The sequence below is a fragment of the Bradyrhizobium sp. LB11.1 genome (assembly GCF_040549385.1).
Taxonomy (GTDB): Bacteria; Pseudomonadota; Alphaproteobacteria; order Rhizobiales; family Xanthobacteraceae; genus Bradyrhizobium.
The window spans coordinates 65,356-83,900 of the sequence record NZ_JBEPTH010000017.1 but is presented as its reverse complement, the minus strand read 5'-3'; the positions used below and the strand labels follow the sequence as shown (position 1 = coordinate 83,900).

The 18,545-nt window shown below is 60.1% G+C and carries 17 protein-coding genes; 7 read left to right on the top strand and 10 right to left on the bottom strand.

Annotated features, from left to right (window positions below):
* Positions 1-56 precede the first annotated feature (56 nt).
* Positions 57-896, top strand: coding sequence for a TerC family protein (locus ABIA96_RS31620; protein ID WP_354140878.1), 840 nt, complete (start codon positions 57-59; stop codon positions 894-896).
* 336 nt (positions 897-1,232) lie between these two features.
* A complete protein-coding gene (locus tag ABIA96_RS31615; protein WP_354140836.1) occupies positions 1,233-1,718 on the top strand; it encodes an enoyl-CoA hydratase/isomerase family protein in 486 nt (161 codons plus the stop codon).
* Positions 1,719-1,791: 73 nt separating this feature from the next.
* Here ABIA96_RS31615 and ABIA96_RS31610 read toward each other — a convergent pair whose 3' ends face one another.
* Positions 1,792-2,739, bottom strand: coding sequence for an AraC-like ligand-binding domain-containing protein (locus tag ABIA96_RS31610; RefSeq protein ID WP_354140835.1), 948 nt, complete (start codon positions 2,737-2,739; stop codon positions 1,792-1,794).
* A gap of 193 nt (positions 2,740-2,932) precedes the next feature.
* On the opposite strand from ABIA96_RS31610, the gene ABIA96_RS31605 reads away from it, so the two are divergent.
* On the top strand, positions 2,933-4,180 hold the full coding sequence (locus ABIA96_RS31605; RefSeq protein WP_354140834.1) for an acyl-CoA dehydrogenase family protein: 1,248 nt from the start codon (positions 2,933-2,935) through the stop codon (positions 4,178-4,180).
* A gap of 461 nt (positions 4,181-4,641) precedes the next feature.
* On the opposite strand, the gene ABIA96_RS31600 is transcribed toward ABIA96_RS31605, so the two are convergent.
* The 5 genes from ABIA96_RS31600 to ABIA96_RS31580 form a co-directional block, all read right to left on the bottom strand.
* Positions 4,642-5,115 (bottom strand): hypothetical protein, encoded by a 474-nt coding sequence (locus tag ABIA96_RS31600; RefSeq protein WP_354140833.1) that lies wholly within the window; start codon positions 5,113-5,115, stop codon positions 4,642-4,644.
* Positions 5,116-5,445: 330 nt separating this feature from the next.
* A complete protein-coding gene (locus ABIA96_RS31595; RefSeq protein ID WP_354140832.1) occupies positions 5,446-5,682 on the bottom strand; it encodes a hypothetical protein in 237 nt (78 codons plus the stop codon).
* A gap of 89 nt (positions 5,683-5,771) precedes the next feature.
* A complete protein-coding gene (locus tag ABIA96_RS31590; RefSeq protein WP_354140831.1) occupies positions 5,772-6,701 on the bottom strand; it encodes an RNA polymerase factor sigma-32 in 930 nt (309 codons plus the stop codon).
* Positions 6,702-6,892: 191 nt separating this feature from the next.
* Entirely contained in the window at positions 6,893-10,003 is a 3,111-nt protein-coding gene (locus tag ABIA96_RS31585) for an efflux RND transporter permease subunit (protein WP_354140830.1), read from the bottom strand.
* Complete coding sequence (locus ABIA96_RS31580; protein WP_354140829.1) at positions 10,000-11,169, bottom strand: efflux RND transporter periplasmic adaptor subunit; 1,170 nt, start codon at positions 11,167-11,169, stop codon at positions 10,000-10,002. Before ABIA96_RS31580 ends, ABIA96_RS31585 begins: the two co-directional genes overlap by 4 nt.
* A gap of 32 nt (positions 11,170-11,201) precedes the next feature.
* On the opposite strand from ABIA96_RS31580, the gene ABIA96_RS31575 reads away from it, so the two are divergent.
* Positions 11,202-11,933, top strand: a complete 732-nt coding sequence (locus ABIA96_RS31575; protein WP_354140828.1) for a hypothetical protein — start codon at positions 11,202-11,204, stop codon at positions 11,931-11,933.
* 22 nt (positions 11,934-11,955) lie between these two features.
* Here ABIA96_RS31575 and ABIA96_RS31570 read toward each other — a convergent pair whose 3' ends face one another.
* The 4 genes from ABIA96_RS31570 to ABIA96_RS31555 all read right to left on the bottom strand — a co-directional run bounded on the left by ABIA96_RS31570 (position 11,956) and on the right by ABIA96_RS31555 (position 15,141).
* Positions 11,956-13,317 (bottom strand): sensor histidine kinase, encoded by a 1,362-nt coding sequence (locus tag ABIA96_RS31570; protein ID WP_354140827.1) that lies wholly within the window; start codon positions 13,315-13,317, stop codon positions 11,956-11,958.
* Complete coding sequence (locus ABIA96_RS31565) at positions 13,304-13,981, bottom strand: response regulator transcription factor (RefSeq protein ID WP_354140826.1); 678 nt, start codon at positions 13,979-13,981, stop codon at positions 13,304-13,306. Before ABIA96_RS31565 ends, ABIA96_RS31570 begins: the two co-directional genes overlap by 14 nt.
* Before the next feature lie 211 nt (positions 13,982-14,192).
* Positions 14,193-14,381 carry a hypothetical protein gene (locus ABIA96_RS31560; protein ID WP_354140825.1) on the bottom strand — a complete coding sequence of 63 codons (189 nt, stop codon included), beginning with the start codon at positions 14,379-14,381 and terminating at the stop codon, positions 14,193-14,195.
* 187 nt (positions 14,382-14,568) lie between these two features.
* Positions 14,569-15,141 (bottom strand): HdeD family acid-resistance protein, encoded by a 573-nt coding sequence (locus ABIA96_RS31555; RefSeq protein ID WP_354140824.1) that lies wholly within the window; start codon positions 15,139-15,141, stop codon positions 14,569-14,571.
* Between the two features lie 429 nt (positions 15,142-15,570).
* On the opposite strand from ABIA96_RS31555, the gene ABIA96_RS31550 reads away from it, so the two are divergent.
* The 3 genes from ABIA96_RS31550 (at position 15,571) to ABIA96_RS31540 (ending at position 18,494) form a co-directional block, all read left to right on the top strand.
* Complete coding sequence (locus tag ABIA96_RS31550; RefSeq protein WP_354140823.1) at positions 15,571-16,794, top strand: cupin domain-containing protein; 1,224 nt, start codon at positions 15,571-15,573, stop codon at positions 16,792-16,794.
* A 133-nt stretch (positions 16,795-16,927) separates the two neighbouring features.
* Positions 16,928-17,680, top strand: coding sequence for a YoaK family protein (locus ABIA96_RS31545; RefSeq protein WP_354140822.1), 753 nt, complete (start codon positions 16,928-16,930; stop codon positions 17,678-17,680).
* A gap of 1 nt (position 17,681) precedes the next feature.
* Positions 17,682-18,494, top strand: a complete 813-nt coding sequence (locus ABIA96_RS31540; RefSeq protein WP_354140821.1) for a DUF1003 domain-containing protein — start codon at positions 17,682-17,684, stop codon at positions 18,492-18,494.
* The last annotated feature ends 51 nt before the right edge of the window (positions 18,495-18,545 follow it).

Sequence of the window (18,545 nt, the reverse complement as noted above, 5' to 3'; positions counted from 1 at the left end):
CGGCGCGCCAGGTCCTTGGCTTGGTTGAGCGTAGCGCAGTTTTGCAGGAGTGTTCTATGGAATGGCTTTGGCAGATCGTTGATTCCCCGAACTTTGGTGTGTTGTTGGGTCAGCTCAAGGGCGAGATGATAACGACGACCTTTTGGGTCGCCGTTGGTAAGATCATCTGGATCAACATGCTGCTATCCGGCGACAACGCACTGGTGATTGCGCTTGCCTGCCGCAGTCTCGACGCGCGGCAGCGGCTCTGGGGCATGATCTTCGGTGCTGGCGCCGCGGTGTTGCTGCGGATCATGTTCACCGGCCTTGTCGCGACTCTGATGGGCCTGCCGTATCTCAAGTTGGTGGGCGGACTGGCACTGCTTGTGATCGCGGCCAAGCTGTTGGTGCCGGAAGAGGAGGACCAAGAGGGCGTCGAGTCGGCCGCGCATTTGTGGGCGGCGATCCAAATCGTCTTGGTTGCCGATATCGTCATGAGCCTCGACAACGTGATCGCGGTGGCCGCCGCTGCAAAGGGGAGCGTGCCGCTTCTGATCCTTGGGCTGGCGATCAGCATTCCCCTTATCGTCGCCGGTGCAGCGCTAATCATGGCTCTGCTCTGCCGTCTGCCGATCCTGATGTGGGCCGGCGCGGCGCTGCTCGGCTGGATCGCGGGCGAGGTGATCGCGATGGACCCTGCGATCGAGCCGAAACTAGAGACGCTGTTTGCCGGTCCTCTCGGCGCCACGCTGAATGCGCTTCTCGCCTCGTTCGGCGTCGTGGCCAGGTTTGCCCGTGATGGGGAACGCGGCGATCTCATGTTGGCGGTGCTTGGCGTAGTCATCGTGCTGGTCGGGGGCGCAACCTGGCGCCAGCGAGCGCTACAAAAGGCCGCGGCCTCGGAAGTGGCGACATGAGGTGGCGCTTGGGAGTCGAGAGGTTCGCATCGAACCAATATCTTGCGCGGCAATCTGGGACAGCGGGTCAATGCGGTGGCGCGCAATATACGGTAAGCTTGCGTCCAGCCCACCCGGACGCGCTTCCTAGCTTTGGCGCCTGAAGTGCCGTTGTTGTCAATGATCGCCCTTAGCTGAAACTATTTCAATTGATCGCTAAAGAGCGAAACCAAGGTCGGGGGTTCACCGCGCGCGCGGATCTCTAATTTTGCTCCTCCTCGACATGCTGGATGTAAACCCAGCGCTCATCCGTCGTCATCTGCACAGCAGCTATTGTGCAGGTTTCAATCTAAGCCTTTGCGTGACCTTGGCGCCGAAGCCGGTTTTGAAGTCGGTTTCGTTGACCCACATCCGGTGCAGGATGCCGGCAAGCTTGCGCGCAACCGCGACGATCTTGACATGGACCGCGCGGTACCAGCCCAGGCGCATCATCTGGTCCTGATCCTTTTTATCCTGGAAGCGCTGGGTATCGACAAGCATTTCGGAGCGACGCGGGTACGACGTTCAAACCGGAAGATGATCGTAGAGCCGACGATGACGTACAAGACGATTTTGGTTGAACGCCGCGGTCCGGTGCACTGGGTGACGTTGAACCGACCCGAGGCGCTGAACGCCATCAATACGCCCATGACCACGGAACTGAGCCACTATTTCGGCGATCTCTTCAATGATCGTTCGGCGCGGACCGTCGTGCTTCGCGGCGCGGGCCACGCATTCTGTGCCGGTCTCGATCTTCACGAAACAGCAGAAGGTGCTCCATTCGCAGGTGGAATCGGAAGCTGACATTGCCGCCGGGTTCCGCTGCGCGGCTTGATGCGAGGATTGGAAACCGAACCTGGCGTAGAGAGGCTCCCCACTATCGAGCTGCCGTCCCTGCACGGCAGGCGCCGGGCGTGGCGCGAAACCGCTTCCGGAAAGCGCGGTTGAAGGTTTCCTGATTGGCGAAGCCACAGCGACGCGAAATTTCTCCGATCGCCAATTCGGAAAATCGGGGATCAGAGAGCTGTTCGAGGCTGTGATTAAGTCGTGTTTCACGGACGCGCGTCGCGAACGTCAGGCCCGCTTCGGTTAGCACGGCGAACAGGCGACTGCGCGAGATTTTCAAATGATGGCAGGCGTATTTTGCTGAAAGACGCGGGTTGTAGAGTTCGTCGGCGATGAGAGTCAGAATGCGTTGCAACAGGTGCTGCTGGCGCGAATGAGGTGGGGTGACGACAGTACCGACCGACGTGGCCCGTACCAACAGCGCACAAAGCTGATCGGCAGCCAGATCGTCGACGAAGTCGAAATCCTCCGGAATTTCCGCGAGTGCACCGAGATAGGCCGATGCCAGCCGCCCGGCACCGCAGCCGGATATCACGCTCGCCGGCCGGCGCGATACCTGCCGCAGGTGTCGCCGCAGCCTGTCACCGGGAATGTTGGCGCAGATGATGTTGCAGCCCTGCTCGAATCGGATCGTAAACGGTTCGTTGGTATCGACCAGAACGATATCGCCGGCATGCGCCAGGGTTTGGGTGCCGTGTTGCTCGACGACGGCTTCGCCTGCGATCTGAAGGTTGGCGAAGAATGAACCGTCCTGGAAAGAGCCGATGCCGCTGCGGGTTCTGCGAACAACCGACGCGATTGTCCTGACCCGCGACAGTTGCAGCGAAGCACCGCTGATGCTTTTGAGATCGCCATCGAAATAACCCGAAGACAGCTCTTCCGGTTCGAGCGGCAGATAGGTTTGGCAAACGGCCTCGCGCCAATAGGCGAAGCGTTCTGCGGGCTGAACGTCGCCGGTACTCCAGGAAGCGCTTTTCATGGTCGCCGGTCCGAAATGTGGCCTCTTAGACCAGCATACAGACAAATCTCATGCCAGTCAGGTGGACATTTTGCCAAATCGGCAAGGACACCACGTCAATGACTTCGAGCCGGCCGGGGCTTAGTCCTCTTTGGTTCTCGACCCAGGCTGCATCGTCTAATCCGACGCGCCGGATCGCATCAGGGAGAGCCGCATGCCGATCGATTTCACGCTGACGCCTGCCCAACGCGAGCTGCAGTTGTGCGCGCGGCAATTCGCACAAAAAGTTCTTGTCGACGTCCGCGATGCGACGCGGCATCTGCCGACCCCCGCGGACCGCTTCGCTGCCACCAAGCCCTTCTACGAACAGGTGATCAAGGCTGGATTTTTGCGCCGGTTGATTCCCGCGCCACTGGGCGGGGAGGGGACGGGCGTGCTCGACATGGCAGTGGTCGCGGAGGAGTTTCAATCCGTCGACGTCAACGTGTCGCTGACCATGTTTGGCGCCTTGCTCGGACTTACTCCGGTCATGCTTGCGGGCACACCGGAGCAGCAACGGCATTTTCTAGCACCGTTCCTTGCGCGTTCGGGAGCGCCGCTGGCCGCTTTTGCCTTCAGCGAGCCCGGCGGGAGCGCGAATTTCGCATCTCCGGCGCCCGCTGAAGGGGTTCGCACCACAGCGCGGCTCGATGGCAACGAATGGGTGATTACCGGCGCAAAACAATGGGTCTCAAGCGCGACCGGCTGGGATGGAGAGGGCGCGGACCTCATGTGCGTGGTTTGCCGGACCGATTCCGGGGCCCCGCCCGAGCGCGCTATTTCCGTCATCGCGGTGCCGGGGCCTTCAAGCGGCATCGTTATCGAGCGCCTATCGGACTCAATGGGGCACCGCGCCCATCTCACGCCACGCTTCCGACTGGACCAAGTCCGCGCGCCGAAGGAAAACGTCCTCGGCCCCGCCGGGGGCGGGCTGGAACTGGTGGAAGCGAGCTTTGCCGGAACCGCGGCGCTAGTCGGCGTGTTTGGCGTGGCGCTGATGCGGGCCGCTTTCGACTTCGCGCTGAATTTTGCGCGCACCGAGCGTCGCGCCGGCGCAGTCCCCATCATCGAACATCAGGCCGTTGGTTATGCGTTGGCCGATGCCAAGACCGCGATCGAGGCTGCGCGTTACCTGAGCTGGAAAGCTTGCCACGCCCTCGACGTTCAGGCACCCGGAGCATTTGAACTGTCGCTGCAATCGAAGATCTTCGGTTCGGAAACCGCCGTCAGGGTGATCACCGATCTGATGAGGGTTGTCGGGATCGAGAGTTATGATCATCAGGTGCCGCTGGCCGGCTTGTTGCAGGACGCGATGGCGTTTCCTCTGTTCGACGGCGGCAACATGGGCGTTCGCCGGCGCCAAATGCATGCGTTGCTCAAGGATCCAGGCTATCATCCGCTTACCGCATCCGGGGCGTCCTAGCGGGGCGTGACTGGCACTCGCTGACGTGGTTGCGCCTCCCCGATTTGAACCCGTCAAATCGATGGCGTTGTGCAGCGGATCCCTTCGACTGCCGATCTTATCAAGGTGCGCAACGCGCCGGCGGTGATCCACCGAGGCCGGGCTCTTCGGCTCTAATCGTCGACGCGGGCCACGAACTGCGTCATGCAAAGGATTGGATAAGATCGTAGGTTTGGTTGGTGTGGGGAAAGGCGGTAGCGTTCGGAGTTCAAATGGTGGGTTTGATCTCGGAAGGCAGAAAATGCTTTATGTTTCAAAGGGGATTGACTGACTCCCTCTCCGCCACGCTACGCCACAGCTCTCCCCAGTATCCGATTGTTCGAATCTACCGCAAAACCACCGAAGAATTCCGCGATGTTGCGCTAATTCTTCGCCCAAGCTGTAGTTTTTCGCCGTGGGTTCGGAGGATGCTCCTTCCGCCACTACACTGTTCTCTTCTGTATCCCATCGTTCGGAATGACAGCGAAAACAACGAGTAGCGCGATCAAGTCGGTTGCGGCCAGTTCCGCGAGGGCCCCAGTAACGGTGCAAAACCGTAGCTTCTCGCCGTGGGTTTGGAGGATGGGTGGATTCACACTCGAAGTGCAACACTTGAGCAGCAAAGGTCTCGGCTGGGGTCCTGAAGTCAAGGCATTTGCGCGGGGTGTTGTTGTAGGCGGCGATGGATTTGACGAGGCGTCGGGTTGGAACTTGTCGAGATCGGTCCTGCGGGGGATGAAGCGGCGCATGCAGCCGATGGCGTTCTCGATGCCGCCTTTCTGCCAGGGAGCATGGGGGTCGCAGAAGAACGTCTTCATCAAAAGGCTTTGCAAGGAAAGGTGAGATGCGAACTCGGTGCCGTTGTCGAAGGTGACGGTCTCGCGCATCCGCTCTGGCACAGCCTTGAACAGGCGCACGAGATGCTTGCGACACCGGAAGCGAGCTTGCTCGGGAGGCGGACGCCGAGCAGCAGGCGGGAAGTGCGCTCATGTACGGCGAGGATCCCCAACTGATTGTGATCCTCGTGAGGTAGGGCGCCGCGACGCGAGAACCACTAAATTTCAGTTTAGTGATCTGGCTGTTAGCCATAATGCACGAGTTTGCAAAAGGGGAGTCGGGCTGCGGCTTATCGCCAGCAGCCCGATCGGTATTGCGTCTTTCAGTTTGGCGCTGTGGGCCATCCGTGCTGAGCGGGGAGTCTGAAAGCCGAGTCGGAACGTCCTATTAGCGCGTGGCACTAACTGTCATTACGTGCCCGGTTCGCAAGGAACGTTGTTGCCGGTCCAGGGCGCCGTGGCAAACGCGCCCACACGGGGTGCGGGGACGCAGAGGCGGCCGTCGATATCGCGGGGTGCGGTTGCGGCATCGCGTTCGACATTGACCGCAACGTGCCGTGTGGCGGCCTGGCTCTCGCGCGCGATTGCGGGCGAGGCCAATACTGCCGTCGCAATTAGCGCGGCCGAAACGATTTTGAGCTTGCTCATTGATTTCTCCTGTTGGATGTGGGAAGCCAAAACAGTCGGCTTCTCAAGAGAAGTGTGAACGGACGCGGCGATCTAAATGCAATCTATCTTCACGCTATCTCAATCGCGCGTGAGCAGGGGCATCCGGTGGACTGCCAATTCTCTCTCGCGATAGCGTGCCTCGCTGCTCGCTTGACCTTCCTGAAAGCGCAAATCTCGATCTGCCGTACGCGCTCGCTCGAAATCGAAAGCTCGCGCGCAAGCTGGTCGAGTGTCGGAGGGTCGTCGGTCAAACGGCGTGCCACGAACACGCGACGCTCCCGCCTGGTGAGCATGTTGATTGCCGCATGCATGGCGCCGGCCTGTTGCGTGCCTTCTTCGGAGTCCGCAAGAAGGAGTTCGGCGTTAGGCGCCTCGTCCTGCAGCATGTCCTGCCACTCGCCGATGCCTTCCTCTTGATTGACTGGCGAGTTGAGCGACAGATCCCCGCTCAAGCGACAGTCCATATCGATCACCTCGCGCGGAGTAACCGCAAGAGTTTGCGCAATCTGCTCGGCGAGCTCGGGCGTGACGCCTACTGCGTCGCTCTTTAGCCTCCGCTTTTCTCCGCGCAGGCGGAAGAACAGCTTTTTCTGGGCCGCCGTCGTCCCGATCTTGACCAGCGACCACGAGCGGAGGATGTACTCGTGAATGCTGGCTCTGATCCACCAGGCCGCGTAAGTCGAAAAGCGCGAGCCGCGATCGGGTTGGTATTTCGAGGCGGCAAGCACCAGTCCGACGCTCGCCTCGGCCATGAGGTCCGCCAGCGGCAGGCCGTATCCCCGGTAACTCCTGGCCAGTTTATGGGCGAGCCTTAAATGACTGGTGACGAGGGCATTAGCGGCATGCTGATCTTTGCTCTCTTGCCAGCGCCGTGCAAGCTGTTGTTCCTGGTCCGGCTCGAGCAGCTCGTATCTTCTTACGACAGAGGCGTAGCCGTTGAAGTGATCATTGTCTGGTCTGAAACGATGCGACGCGACAGCTGCGTTGACGACCTGCATTGTGTAGCTCCGATGTTCTGAATCCGGCACAATGACAGTAGGAGCGCAGGTGATGGGCAGGCCATTAAATAGGACTTTAACCGCCTAAACTTGCGTTTAGCCGACATCGCCGTGCTGACGGGAGGATGCCGGCCTCGCAGCAGGCGGCTGCTGCGAGGCCGACAAGGAATCAGCCAAGGCGTGCGAGCGTATTACGCTGGGTCCGCGGCAGCCTTCGCTTCGGCTGCTCGCGCCGCTCTGCGCCCGAGGACGTGCTGCAGCCGGTCTAGATAGAGATAGACGACCGGAGTTGTGAACAGGGTCAGCAGTTGAGAAAGCAACAGGCCGCCTACGATGGCATAACCGAGCGGTTGGCGGATTTCGGCCCCGTTGCCCGTTCCAAGCATCAGCGGCACGCCACCGAGCAGAGCTGCCATGGTTGTCATCAGGATGGGCCTGAAACGGAGAACGCAAGCCTGATAAATCGATGTCTCGGAGTCCGCCCCTTCCGTCCGCTCGAGCTCGAGCGCGAAGTCGACGATCATGATGCCGTTCTTCTTGACGATACCGATCAGCAGGATAACGCCGATGATGGCGATCACGCTGAGGTCCATGTGTACAGCCATCAGCAGAAGCAATGCCCCAAGCCCGGCGGAAGGCAAGGTAGAGAGAATGGTGATCGGATGGATCAGGCTTTCGTAGAGCACGCCCAGGATGATGTAGATCACAACGAGTGCCGCCAATACCAGGATCAGTTCGCCCCCCAACGCCGACTGGAACGCGCTCGCGTTACCCTGGAACGTGGTGGTCAATGAAGCCGGCTTGCCACTGTGCTGCTCGAAATCGTGGATTGCTGCGACCGCGCCACCAAGCGAGGTGCCGGGCTTCAGGTTAAATGAGATCGTCGTCGACGGGAACATGCCCTGGTGATTGATCGCGATGGGAGCCGAAGTGAGGCCACTGTTCGTGAGCGTGCTCAGCGGGACTTCTTGTCCGGTCGAAGACGCGAGATAGATGCGCTGTAGAGCCATTGGGCTGGTCTGGAAGCGCGGATTCACCTCCATGACGACGTGATACTGGTTGAGCGGTGTGAACATGGTCGAGACGATCCGCTGGCCGAAGGCATCGTCGAGTGTATTATCGATGCTCGAGGGCAGGATGCCGAAGCTCGATGCGACCGATCGATTCACCGTGACGTTGAGCCGTGGCCCCGCGTTCTGCTCGTCGCTGGTGACATCGATAATACCGGGAATTTTCTTCAGCTTTTCGAGGAAGATCCCGGACCAGTGTGTCAGTTCATTCGAATCGGCATCCGTCAACGTATACTGATATTGCGTTTTGGACAGACGCGCCCCCACCATAATGTCCTGCGCGGACTGCATGTAGAGGGTGATACCGGAGACGGAAGCGAGCTCGGTTCGAAGCCGCGCGATCACTTGATCGGCGCTGGCGCCGCGCTGGCCAAGGGGCTTCAGCGCAATGAACATCCGGCCGTCGTTCAGGGTGGCGGTTGCGCCTCCGGCACCAATTTGGGCACCGGTCGAAGCGACGGCCGGATCCTTGAGCACGACATTGATGATCGCCTGCATGCGATCGACCATGGCCGGATACGAGGTATCCTGGCCTGCTTCCGCGATCGCCGTGATCATGCCGGTATCCTGCTGTGGAAAGAAGCCCTTCGGAATGATGACATAGAGATAGCCGGTCAGGCCTATAGCCAGAAACAGCGTCGTCAGAGTGATCAGGCGATGACGCAGCGCTACCTTCAATCCGCGCTCGTAAACGGCGAGCAGTCCGTTGAACCCGCGCTCGAACTGATCATAAAGCCAGCCATGCTTTCTGGTGTCGTGCTTGAGGAGCCGCGCGCACAGCATGGGTGTCAGGGTCAACGAGATCAGCAGAGAGAGCACCAACGACACGCTGACGGTGACGGCGAATTCCTGGAAGAGCTGTCCGACATAGCCACCCATCAGGAACAGGGGAATGAACACGGCAATCAGCGACAGCGTGATTGAGACGATCGTAAAGCCGATTTCCCGCGATCCCTGCAGCGCGGCCTCCATCGGGGTGAGGCCGGCCTCGACATGGCGGACGATGTTCTCGATCACGACCACCGCATCGTCCACCACGAAGCCGATCGCGATCGACAGCGCCATGAGGGAAAGATTGTCGAGGCTGTAGCCGAGCTCGTACAGGACCGCAAACGTGCCGATGAGTGACAGCGGCACGGTGACGGCGGGAATGACGGTCGCCCAGAAATTGCGAAGGAAGATGAAGATCACCATCACGACGAGTGCGACCGTCAGCAGGAGTGTGAACTGCACGTCAGAGACCGAGGCGCGAATAGTCTGGGTCCGATCCGAAATGACGTTGATCTTGACGGCCGGTGGCAAAGCCGCTTGCAATTGCGGCAGCAGAGCCTGTACGCGATCGACCGTGTCGATCACGTTCGCGCCGGGCTGACGCTGCACGGCCAGGATGATGGCGCGTTTGTTGTTGTACCACGCGGCCAGCAGATTGTTCTCCGGCCCTTCAATGACATTGCCGACGTCGCGGAGGTAAACCGGTGAGCCGTTGCGATAGGCAACGATGAGATTTTTGTAGGCTTCGGGCTTGAGGAGCTGATCGTTGGTATTGAGCGTAAAGGTCTGCTTGGGGCTGTTCAACGTGCCCTTTGGCTGGTCGACATTGGCCTGCATAAGGACGTTACGGACGTCCTCCAGACCGATGCCTCGATTGGCAAGCGCCTGGGGATCGAGCTGAACGCGAATCGCCGGCTTCTGCTGGCCACCGATGCCGACGGTACCGACACCCGCGATTTGCGAGATTTTCGGCACCAGGATGTTTTCTGCGTAAGCATCGACCGTGGTCAACGGCAGCGTATCGGACGTCAACCCGAAGACGAGGATCGGGGTTTCAGCCGGGTTTACCTTGCGAATGGTTGGCGGATAGGGAATGCCCTGCGGCAGGTAGGGGCTGGCCGCGTTGATCGCCGCCAGCACATCGGTTGCCGCACTGTCGATGTTGCGGCTGAGGGCGAACTGCACAGTCAGCTGGGTGAATCCAAGAGCGTTGGAAGAAGTCAGCTGCACCAGCCCGGGGATCTGCGAAAACTGCTGCTCAAGCGGGGTTGCGACCGACGAGGCCATGGTCTGGGGATCAGCGCCGGGAAGCTGAGCGGTGACCTGGATGGTCGGGAAGTTGACGTTTGGCAGCGCAGCCACCGGAAGCAGTCTGTAAGTCACCAGACCACCGAGCAAAAGGCCGAACATCAGCAGGGCGGTGGCGATAGGCCGGTGGATAAAGGATGCGGAGATGTTCATGGGAGGGCCTCTTCGACCGAGCTCTGCAGGTTGGCTACTTTGGCTGCATCACCAGTAAGCTCTTGCACGCGCACCCCGGGCTGGAGACGATACTGACCATCGACGACGACTTTTTCATTGGGCTGAAGGCCCGACTTGATCAGCACCTGCCCGCCCCCGATCTCGGAAACCTCGACCGGCCGGGTCTGCACGGTTTGGTCAGGTGCAATCACCCAGACATACGCGCCCTTTGGTCCTTGCTGAACCGCAGACGACGCAATGGTGAGCCCGTCGTGACGTGTCTCGAGTAGCAGCCGCGCGTTGACGAGCTCGCCAGGCCAGAGGGTGCGTTTTGTATTGGGAAAGCTCGCACGCAAGCGGATCGTTCCGGTGGTCTGGACAATCTGGTTATCGACGAGATCGAGCTCACCCTCATCAAGCTTGGTCGTGTCATCCTGACCGTAGGCGAGAACCTTCAGCTGCCCTTCGGCCATTCGCTGGTTGATCTCGACAAAGGCGGTCTGCGGCAGCGAGAACAGCAGCGAAATCGGTTGAATCTGGGTGACATCGACGAGGCCGTTCTGGTCGGTCGGATGAATGATGTTGCCGATATCGATCTGGCGGATGCCTGTCACGCCATCAATCGGCGAGTTAAGCTGAGTGTAGCTGAGATTGGTCTTGGCCTGCTCGATTACGCCTTCGTCATATTTCACCATCGCCTGGAGCTGCGCGACCTGCGCCTTCGTGGTGTCGACAAGCTGAGTGCTCGCCCAGCCATTCTTGGCAAGAGGGGTATATCGATTCAGATTGGCTTGAGCATTTTCGACCTGCGCCTGATCGCGATCGCGATTGGCGATAGCCTGGTCGAGCTGAGCCTGGTAGGGACGCGGATCGATGTCCGCAAGCACATCGCCCTTCTTCACCGTCTGTCCCTGTGTGAAGCTGATCTTGGTGAGCTGCCCAGTGATCTGGCTACGTATGATCACGTTGTTGAACGCGATCACGGTGCCGACGCCCCGCAGGTAAATCGGCACGTCGTGGCTGAGCACGGTTGCGGAGACCACGGGCACCGCCAGAGGCACCGTGCTGTTCTGGGGCGGTTCGGTGTGTTGCAGTCGCCTTGCAGCAAGTGCGCCGCCTCCTGCGACCAACAGGCCAGCGAGCAGGGCAATCCCGTATCTGCGCATGATGTTCTCCGATGTGTCAGCAGCCGGCTGTCGTGGTGACGTTCGACCCGGAACTGACCGAGCCCGTGCACGGCGCCGTCGCTCCCGTTACTGTCGTGCCGGATATTGTGGTGGATACGGTCGGCGCAGGAATCGGAAGCATCGGACTAAGGCCGGCACCCGCGGTTTCGGTTGCGTCGAGCGGAATCGTGCCGCCGACCAGACTGGTCCCGGTGTTCGCAGCGTCGGCGGACGAAGCGGCAGTCGTGCTGCTCGTCGAACTCGAGCTACAGCTGGATGTCGAGCTTATGCCGCCGCCGTCGAAGGTTGAGCTGGAGCTCATGTTGCCTATCGCAGTTGTTGCGCCGCTCGAATTACAGCTCGAGCTCGGTGCCGGGCTGAGGCCGCCCGGATCAACTTCGGTTGCGGCGAGCGGGATCGTGGTGCTGATGCTGCCGTTGCCGCTGCTTCCGTTTGAGCCGAGGGTGCCGAGCGGAGACGTGGCTCCCAAGCCCGACGACATGACTGCGGTTTGCGCGCTTGCCGCGCTTGAACAGAGGACTGCGAGCGCAGCTAACGTGAATAGGGATCGCATCCAAGGCTCCTATCGTTCTTTCTGCACGACTGAGCACCCGCGAACGCGCTTCGCCCGGGCGCCTAGTCTCGAATTGAAGATACGGAAGCGATGGTCCGGCTCCACTAAATTGCCGGTTACGAAGCTAAATTCGAATTTATGGGGCCATGTACCCTCGATGTCCGGCAAAAATCTAAGGCTTGCGGCCTGATCTAGCCTTGCAGTCGCTGGTTTCAGGAGGCCACGCGCGGGAAAGCGATTTCAGCCACGCACCCCGGACCGGCCGATATCGCAAACCGAAATCCGTGGAGCCTCGTGATAGCATTGACGAGACTCAAGCCCAGCCCAAGTCCCGGCTTGGTACGGCTCTTGTCGGAACGAAAAAAGCGCCTTGCAACCAGTTCACGGTCGGCGGCTGCAATGCCGGGTCCGGTATCGCTGACACGAACAGCATCTTCATCGCCGATCCGGCAAAGCTTCAGATCGACGCACCCACCTTCGGGCGTGAACTTGATGGCATTATCGACGAGATTCGCAATGGCCTCGAACAGGAGATCGCGATCTCCACGCACGCGGCTCTCTCCACTTGTCTCGACCGTCAGTGTCACGCCTTTGTCTTCCGCGATCGGTTCATAGAGATCGCCGACCTCACGCAGCAACTCCGGAATGGCCACCTCAGCGAATCCCGCCAGCCGGCGACCATGTTCGATCTCCGCAATACGCAGCAGAGCGGTAACCATCGCGAGTGACTGGTCGAGGCCGGCAATAGCCTGGTCGATGGCACTGCGCAGCTGGTCGAGTGTGCTTGCGTTTTGCCGAGCGCGTTCCAGCGTCACCCTGACGCGTGTCAGCGGCGTTCGCAGGTCATGAGCGATATCGTCTCCGACGCCGGCAACACTGCGCAGCAGCGTCTCGATTTCATCCAGCATGCCGTTGATCAGCGTCGCAAGCTCGTTGAATGGGCTCTTGCCGCCGTGGGTTGGCAGCCGCTCGTGCAGATCGCCGATGACGATTCTTTGCACCAATGCATTGAGCTGCTCAACACGTTGTCGCGCCCGGATACTCAGAAACGACCCGAGCACCAAACCAATCCCAAGGGCGGGAATGAGGCCCCAGGTCAGGACCCGGTCCATGGTCCTCCCGAGTTGAGTCACCTGATCCAGCGCACGCCCGACAACAAGGGTCTGACCACCGTCGATCCAGCGCGCAACCGCGCGTGCTATCTGCATCTCACGTCCATGTAAATCGCGCCGTACGATCATTAGCTCCCGCGGCTCGTCGGATCTGAGACCTTGCGGGAGGGCGTCGATATTGCCGGTGATGCGTTTGCCTTGGAGATCGAACAACCCGATCAGCTTCACGCGAAGAGGATCGGTGGTCACTTGTTCCTCAATCGCCTCAAGCCGCTGATCGGCGGCGAGCCCGGCAAACGCGTTTGCGCGATCGACGATAATCTCGTCGACGGTCGATGTCACATAGGCCGAGGTCTGCCAATAGACGAAGCCGGCGATCAGGACGATGCAAACCGCGAACGCCCCGAAGATGAATAGGATGTACCGAAACGTCGGTGTGCGGGCAAATTCAGGAAGGAGCACGCAAAATGAATCCTTCTCCCCGGACGTTGTGGATCATCGGAATTTCGCCCGACGCATCGATCTTCCGTCGCAGGCGTCCCATGTGGACATCAACCAGATTGCTGTCGGGAACGAACTTGTAATTCCAGACCTCCTCGAACAGCATGCCCCGCGTCAGCAGTTGGTCCTTGCGACGCATCATATATTCAAGCAGGCGAAATTCGCGCGGGAGAAGATCAATATGGCGGCCGTTGCGGCTGACTATACGCTCAAGAAGATCGAGCTCGAGCGGCCCAACTCGCAACACCGTTTCCCTGGCGTCGCCAGGTCGGCGCAACAGCGCTTCGATCCGGGCGATCAGTTCGGCGACGGCAAACGGCTTCGTGAGATAGTCGTCGCCGCCAGCCCGCAAGCCGCGCACACGGTCATCGACGGCTCCGAGCGCGCTCAGTACCAGGACGGGAGTCCGTACCTGCTCCTTTCGCGCGACCTCGATGATGGTCAGGCCGTCTACGCCGGGGAGCAACCGGTCCACAATCATGACGTCGGCTTCCGCCGCACGTGCCTTGTCCAGGCCCTCTATTCCCGTAGCCGCATAATCAACTTCATACCCGCGATCAGCCAGCTCGGCTACGATCTCGTCGGCCGTTTCGTGATCATCTTCAATCAGCAGTACTTTCGGCATCACGTTGTCCCAGGCCCCAAGGGGATATGTCTCTCGCACACCTCCGTAAACAACGAGATAGCTCTAGCACATCGGCAGCAACTATTAAATTCGCTGTTAGCCTCGTTCCTGCTTTGCGCCAGTAGGCGCGGCAGCCGACTTCAACCATGCAACGCACTGCTAAACCTACACGCCTGCGGCTCCCGGCGCGAGCAAGCCTTCCGCGGTCGTTTCAGCAGCCGCGGCAGATGGAATCTATCATTTTATCAACCTTCGCTTGCTCGCGGTCAATGGCGGGGTCAGTGCCGAGCAAAGCTCCTTTCATGCGGCTGCCGGTGCCCGATGCTGCCAGCGCCGTCCCGAGCGAATTAGTGCCGGGCGCAGCAGCGCTCGTTCCGAATACGCCCCCCGTTTCAGACATGTGAGAGGCTCCTACGCCGCCGCGCGCGAACGCGGCAACGGTCGGAAAGCTGACGACGAGGGCGAGGCAAACGAGAAAAAGCGGTTTCAGGGCCACACTCCAGCAGTCATAGGGTGGTTGTGATCTAGGCGGCGCAGTCCATCCGCGCTTCGCGCTGAATCTGCTTCCAGTGCGGTAAAAGACCCACTCATCTGCGCAGATGAAGTGCGAGGACGGCGAGGGCGGCACCGCCAAAGATCATGTCGATGCCGACCAGCAGGCCGAGCGCCCATGTGGCGGTTCCTGGAAAGCCATGGAAGACGATGGCCGCGATGAGCAGATCGATCACGCCGCTTGCGACGAACGAGCCCCACGTCGGCACGCCTCGGCGGTGTTCGAGGCCAAACATGATTGACGCGATGCCCTCGACGGTGAAGAAGGCGATCATTACGAGCGTGAGGGAAACGGATCCGCTGAACGGCCAGGCCAGCAGGACCAGACCAGCGGCGATTCCGGCCACGGCAGAGATCAGCGACCACCAGAAACCGGCTGCATGACGTGCCCGGAATGTGGAGGCCAGGCCGAAGACGCCGGCTGCCAGAAAGACCCAGCCGATCACGATCGTCGCGCTCAACGTGGCGATCGGCGGGATGATGATGGCGACGACACCAAGGGCGAGGAGGAGCAAACCCTCCATGAGGTAAAGCACCCAATGTTGGTGGACGAAGTCGGCCCGCGCGTCGCGAAGCTGATTTGGGTTGAGGCTTTCATTCGTTGACATCGCAGGGGCGCCTTCCGATCTATGATGACGAAAAGGAAATTACGCTCCCTACACTCGCCAAGCCATTAAACGGGCGTTTAGAAACATAAATTCGAAGCTAACGGGCGGTCGACACGCCAGCAAAGCGAATAGCTGCAGGCCGACGTAGATCGAGCCAAGCGACCCGCGAGCCCGCTGCCTCGAAATAGCTCGCGGGTGATCGCGCGGGTCATCACGTAAGCACCTGCGGTGAGCCGTTCAATTCGATGCGTTCTAACGTGCTGGTTAAGAGCTTCAATCCTAAATCCGTTTTTAGTTGAGAACATTTGGCTTGCTTTCCATCTGGGAGGCCGTGTGTAGCTGGCGGCACGGAGGACAGGAGGCCGGTTCGCGGTTGGTCGCCGCCTCCAGCCAGCACAAAGCCCAGCGCACGATCCAAAGGAGAAACCAGTGCCCATCGCCAATCAGCCGAACACAATTAAATCCGTTCCGAACCATCCGACGCCGGCCTTCGGCAATCCTGATTTGCCGCCTCAGGGGCGGATGAACACGACGGGCAACCCCGAGAGCCTACGAAGCGATGGCCCACGCAATCAGGTCATCGAAAGTCAGTTCCCCTCGCAAATTGATCCGCCCGCCACCGATATCAGCACGCAGCCCTTCTTCTGGTCGTCGTTTAACATCTCGCCCAAACGGATCCAGAACGGAGGCTGGGCACGCGAACTCACCTCTGAGGACTTTACGATCTCGGAGGAGATCGCTGGCGTGAACATGCATCTGGCTCCGGGCGGCGTCCGCGAGTTGCATTGGCACCAGACCGCCGAGTGGGCGGTCATGACGCGCGGAAGATGTCGCATCACGACCATCGACGCTCAGGGGCGTCCGAGCATCGACGATGTCGAGGAGGGGGACCTTTGGTATTTCCCGGCTGGCCTGCCGCACTCGCTGCAGGGCCTTGGCCCCGAGGGTGCCGAGTTTGTCCTTGCCTTCGATAGCGGCAAGCAGTCCGAAAGTAACACGCTGCTCGTCACTGATTGGATCGCGCACACGCCACCGGAGGTGCTGGCCAAGAACTTCGGTGTGCCCAAAGAGGTTTTCAGGAACATTCCCCTCAGCAATCTCTGGATCTTCCAGGGCGAGGAGCCGGGAAACCTAGCCGCCGACAAGGCCGCGGCGCGCGTCCGAGCAGACACCGAACCGGTGGTCTTTCACCTTTCCCGCTCCAAACCGGTCAAGCAAAGCAGTGGTGGCTGCATTCAGATCGCGGACAGTACGAATTTCAAGATCTCCAGAACCATCGCGTCTGCCCTGGTCACAGTCGAGCCGGGCGGGATGAGGGAGATGCACTGGCACCCGAACGCCGACGAATGGCAGTACTACCTGCGCGGGCAAGCACGGATGACGGTCTTCAATACCGGGCCGAAGGCCACGACGAACGACTTCCGCCCGGGCGATGTCGGTGTGGTGCGGAAGAATCTTGGTCACTACGTCGAGAACACCGGCAATGACGTTCTGCAGTTCCTGGAGGTATTCCGGACCAGCCGATACGAAGAGGTGTCGCTTGCGGAGTGGTTCGGCCATCTCCCGCCTGAATTGCTCATGCAGCATCTGAATCTGACCCGAGAGGATCTCAAGAAACTTCCGAGGGATCGTCGCGGCATCGTGCCGGTCTGATCGTCGGCAAAAGCAGACCGAGAAAGGCTGTCCCTCACGAAGCCGCAGAGTCGGGCTCCTTAGTTCTGTTGAGGATCGCCGGGAAAAACCGGCGATCCTCCGAGTTCTGCGTCGACCCGCGAGGAGGTTTGTCATGAGCGCTATCTCGGCGGAGCCCGGCGACCTCACTCGCGAAATCAGCCTCCGTGACCGGCTGCTTTTCACGCTTACGGTTTCGTCGGGCGCGGTGGACGCAATCAGTTTCATTGCCCTGGGAAAGGTCTTCACGGCCTTCATGACCGGAAACATCGCCTTTCTCGGGCTCGGCATTTCGCAGAACCCCAGGGCGCCCAGTACAATTGCCGTCCTGGCATCGATGGCTGGCTTCGCAATCGGCATCTATCTGGGCACGAGAATTGTTGTCCGGCGTCCATCCGGGTCGGAGCAATATCGGGAGCCTCTTGGTGCGGTGTGGCCGCAGCAGACGACGTATGCGCTTGGGCTCTCGCTGCTGGGTCACGTCGGGTTCGTGCTGATCTGGCTCGCAACAGACGCGCGGCCGGGCGCGAACGCTACGCTGGCTCTCTTAGTCGTCTGGGCCATCGCGATGGGAATGCAAAGCGGAGCGGTTCGGCGGCTGAATGTGAGTGGCGTCTTCACGACGGCCGCGACCGCCACGTTCATCTTCGTTGTCGGCGACTTGGCGCATGAGCCGCTGACGGGCGAGGAACGACATCGATTGAGAGCTGTGCTCGCCTCTCTGGTAATCGGTGCCACGGCCGGCGGGCTTCTCCTCCTCCATGCGCGGCTCTATGCCCCGCTGCTTCCCTTCCTCATCACCGCCTGGGTTGTCGCGACCGCCACCAGGGCATTTGGATCTCGCTATGGCAGCCACCGAGGGGGATAGGATGGACGAGCCTAACCCAGCCAAGCCAGCGCAGGCTCGTTCAAGCCGGCATGACCGAGCACTGAGCGCGATCTCCGGTCGTGACGACAACCGGTCCAATCTGGTTTCGCTCGATCAGCTGGCGCCAAAATTGGTCGAGCGGATTCGCGTTGACCACCCCACGCTCGCGCCCGGAGCGCTCATCAGCCGCGGCGAGGCAGCGAGCTATCGCCGAATTTACGTCGAGGAGCTGCTGCAAGCCGAGCATGGTGAATTGACGGAGCTTGACCGTCAGGTCGCAGAAAGTCTGGCCAATCAGGACACGATTACCGAGAATATCGATGCCGAATATGAGGTGCAGCGGACAGTCGGTGAGCGGCTTTCCGACCATTTGGCTGATTTTGGCGGAAGCTGGGCGTTTATCTTATGGTTCATGGTCGCGCTTGCGGTTTGGATCGGTTTCAACCAGGTGGCGTCCGATGCATTCCGTTTCGATCCCTATCCCTACATTCTGCTGAACCTCATCCTCTCATGTGTTGCTGCGCTCCAGGATCCGATCATCATGATGAGCCAGAAGCGTCAGGACGCCAAGGATAGGCTGCGATCGCAGAACGACTACGAGGTTAACCTCAAGGCCGAGCTCGAGATCAGACACCTTCATGAGAAAATGGACTATCTGATGTCGCGCCAGTGGCAGCGACTCGCCGAGATCCCGCAGATGCAGCTCGATATCCTTCAGGATATCTCACGCGAGCGCCGGCGGGAGGTGCCTGGCGCTGGCTCTGTGGGAACGCCGTGCTCAGAATTGCGTGAGCACGCCGCAAACCGGCTTTAGCTGTACTTTAATTTAATAGCGTCTCGGTCTCAGCCAACTCATTATTTTGCA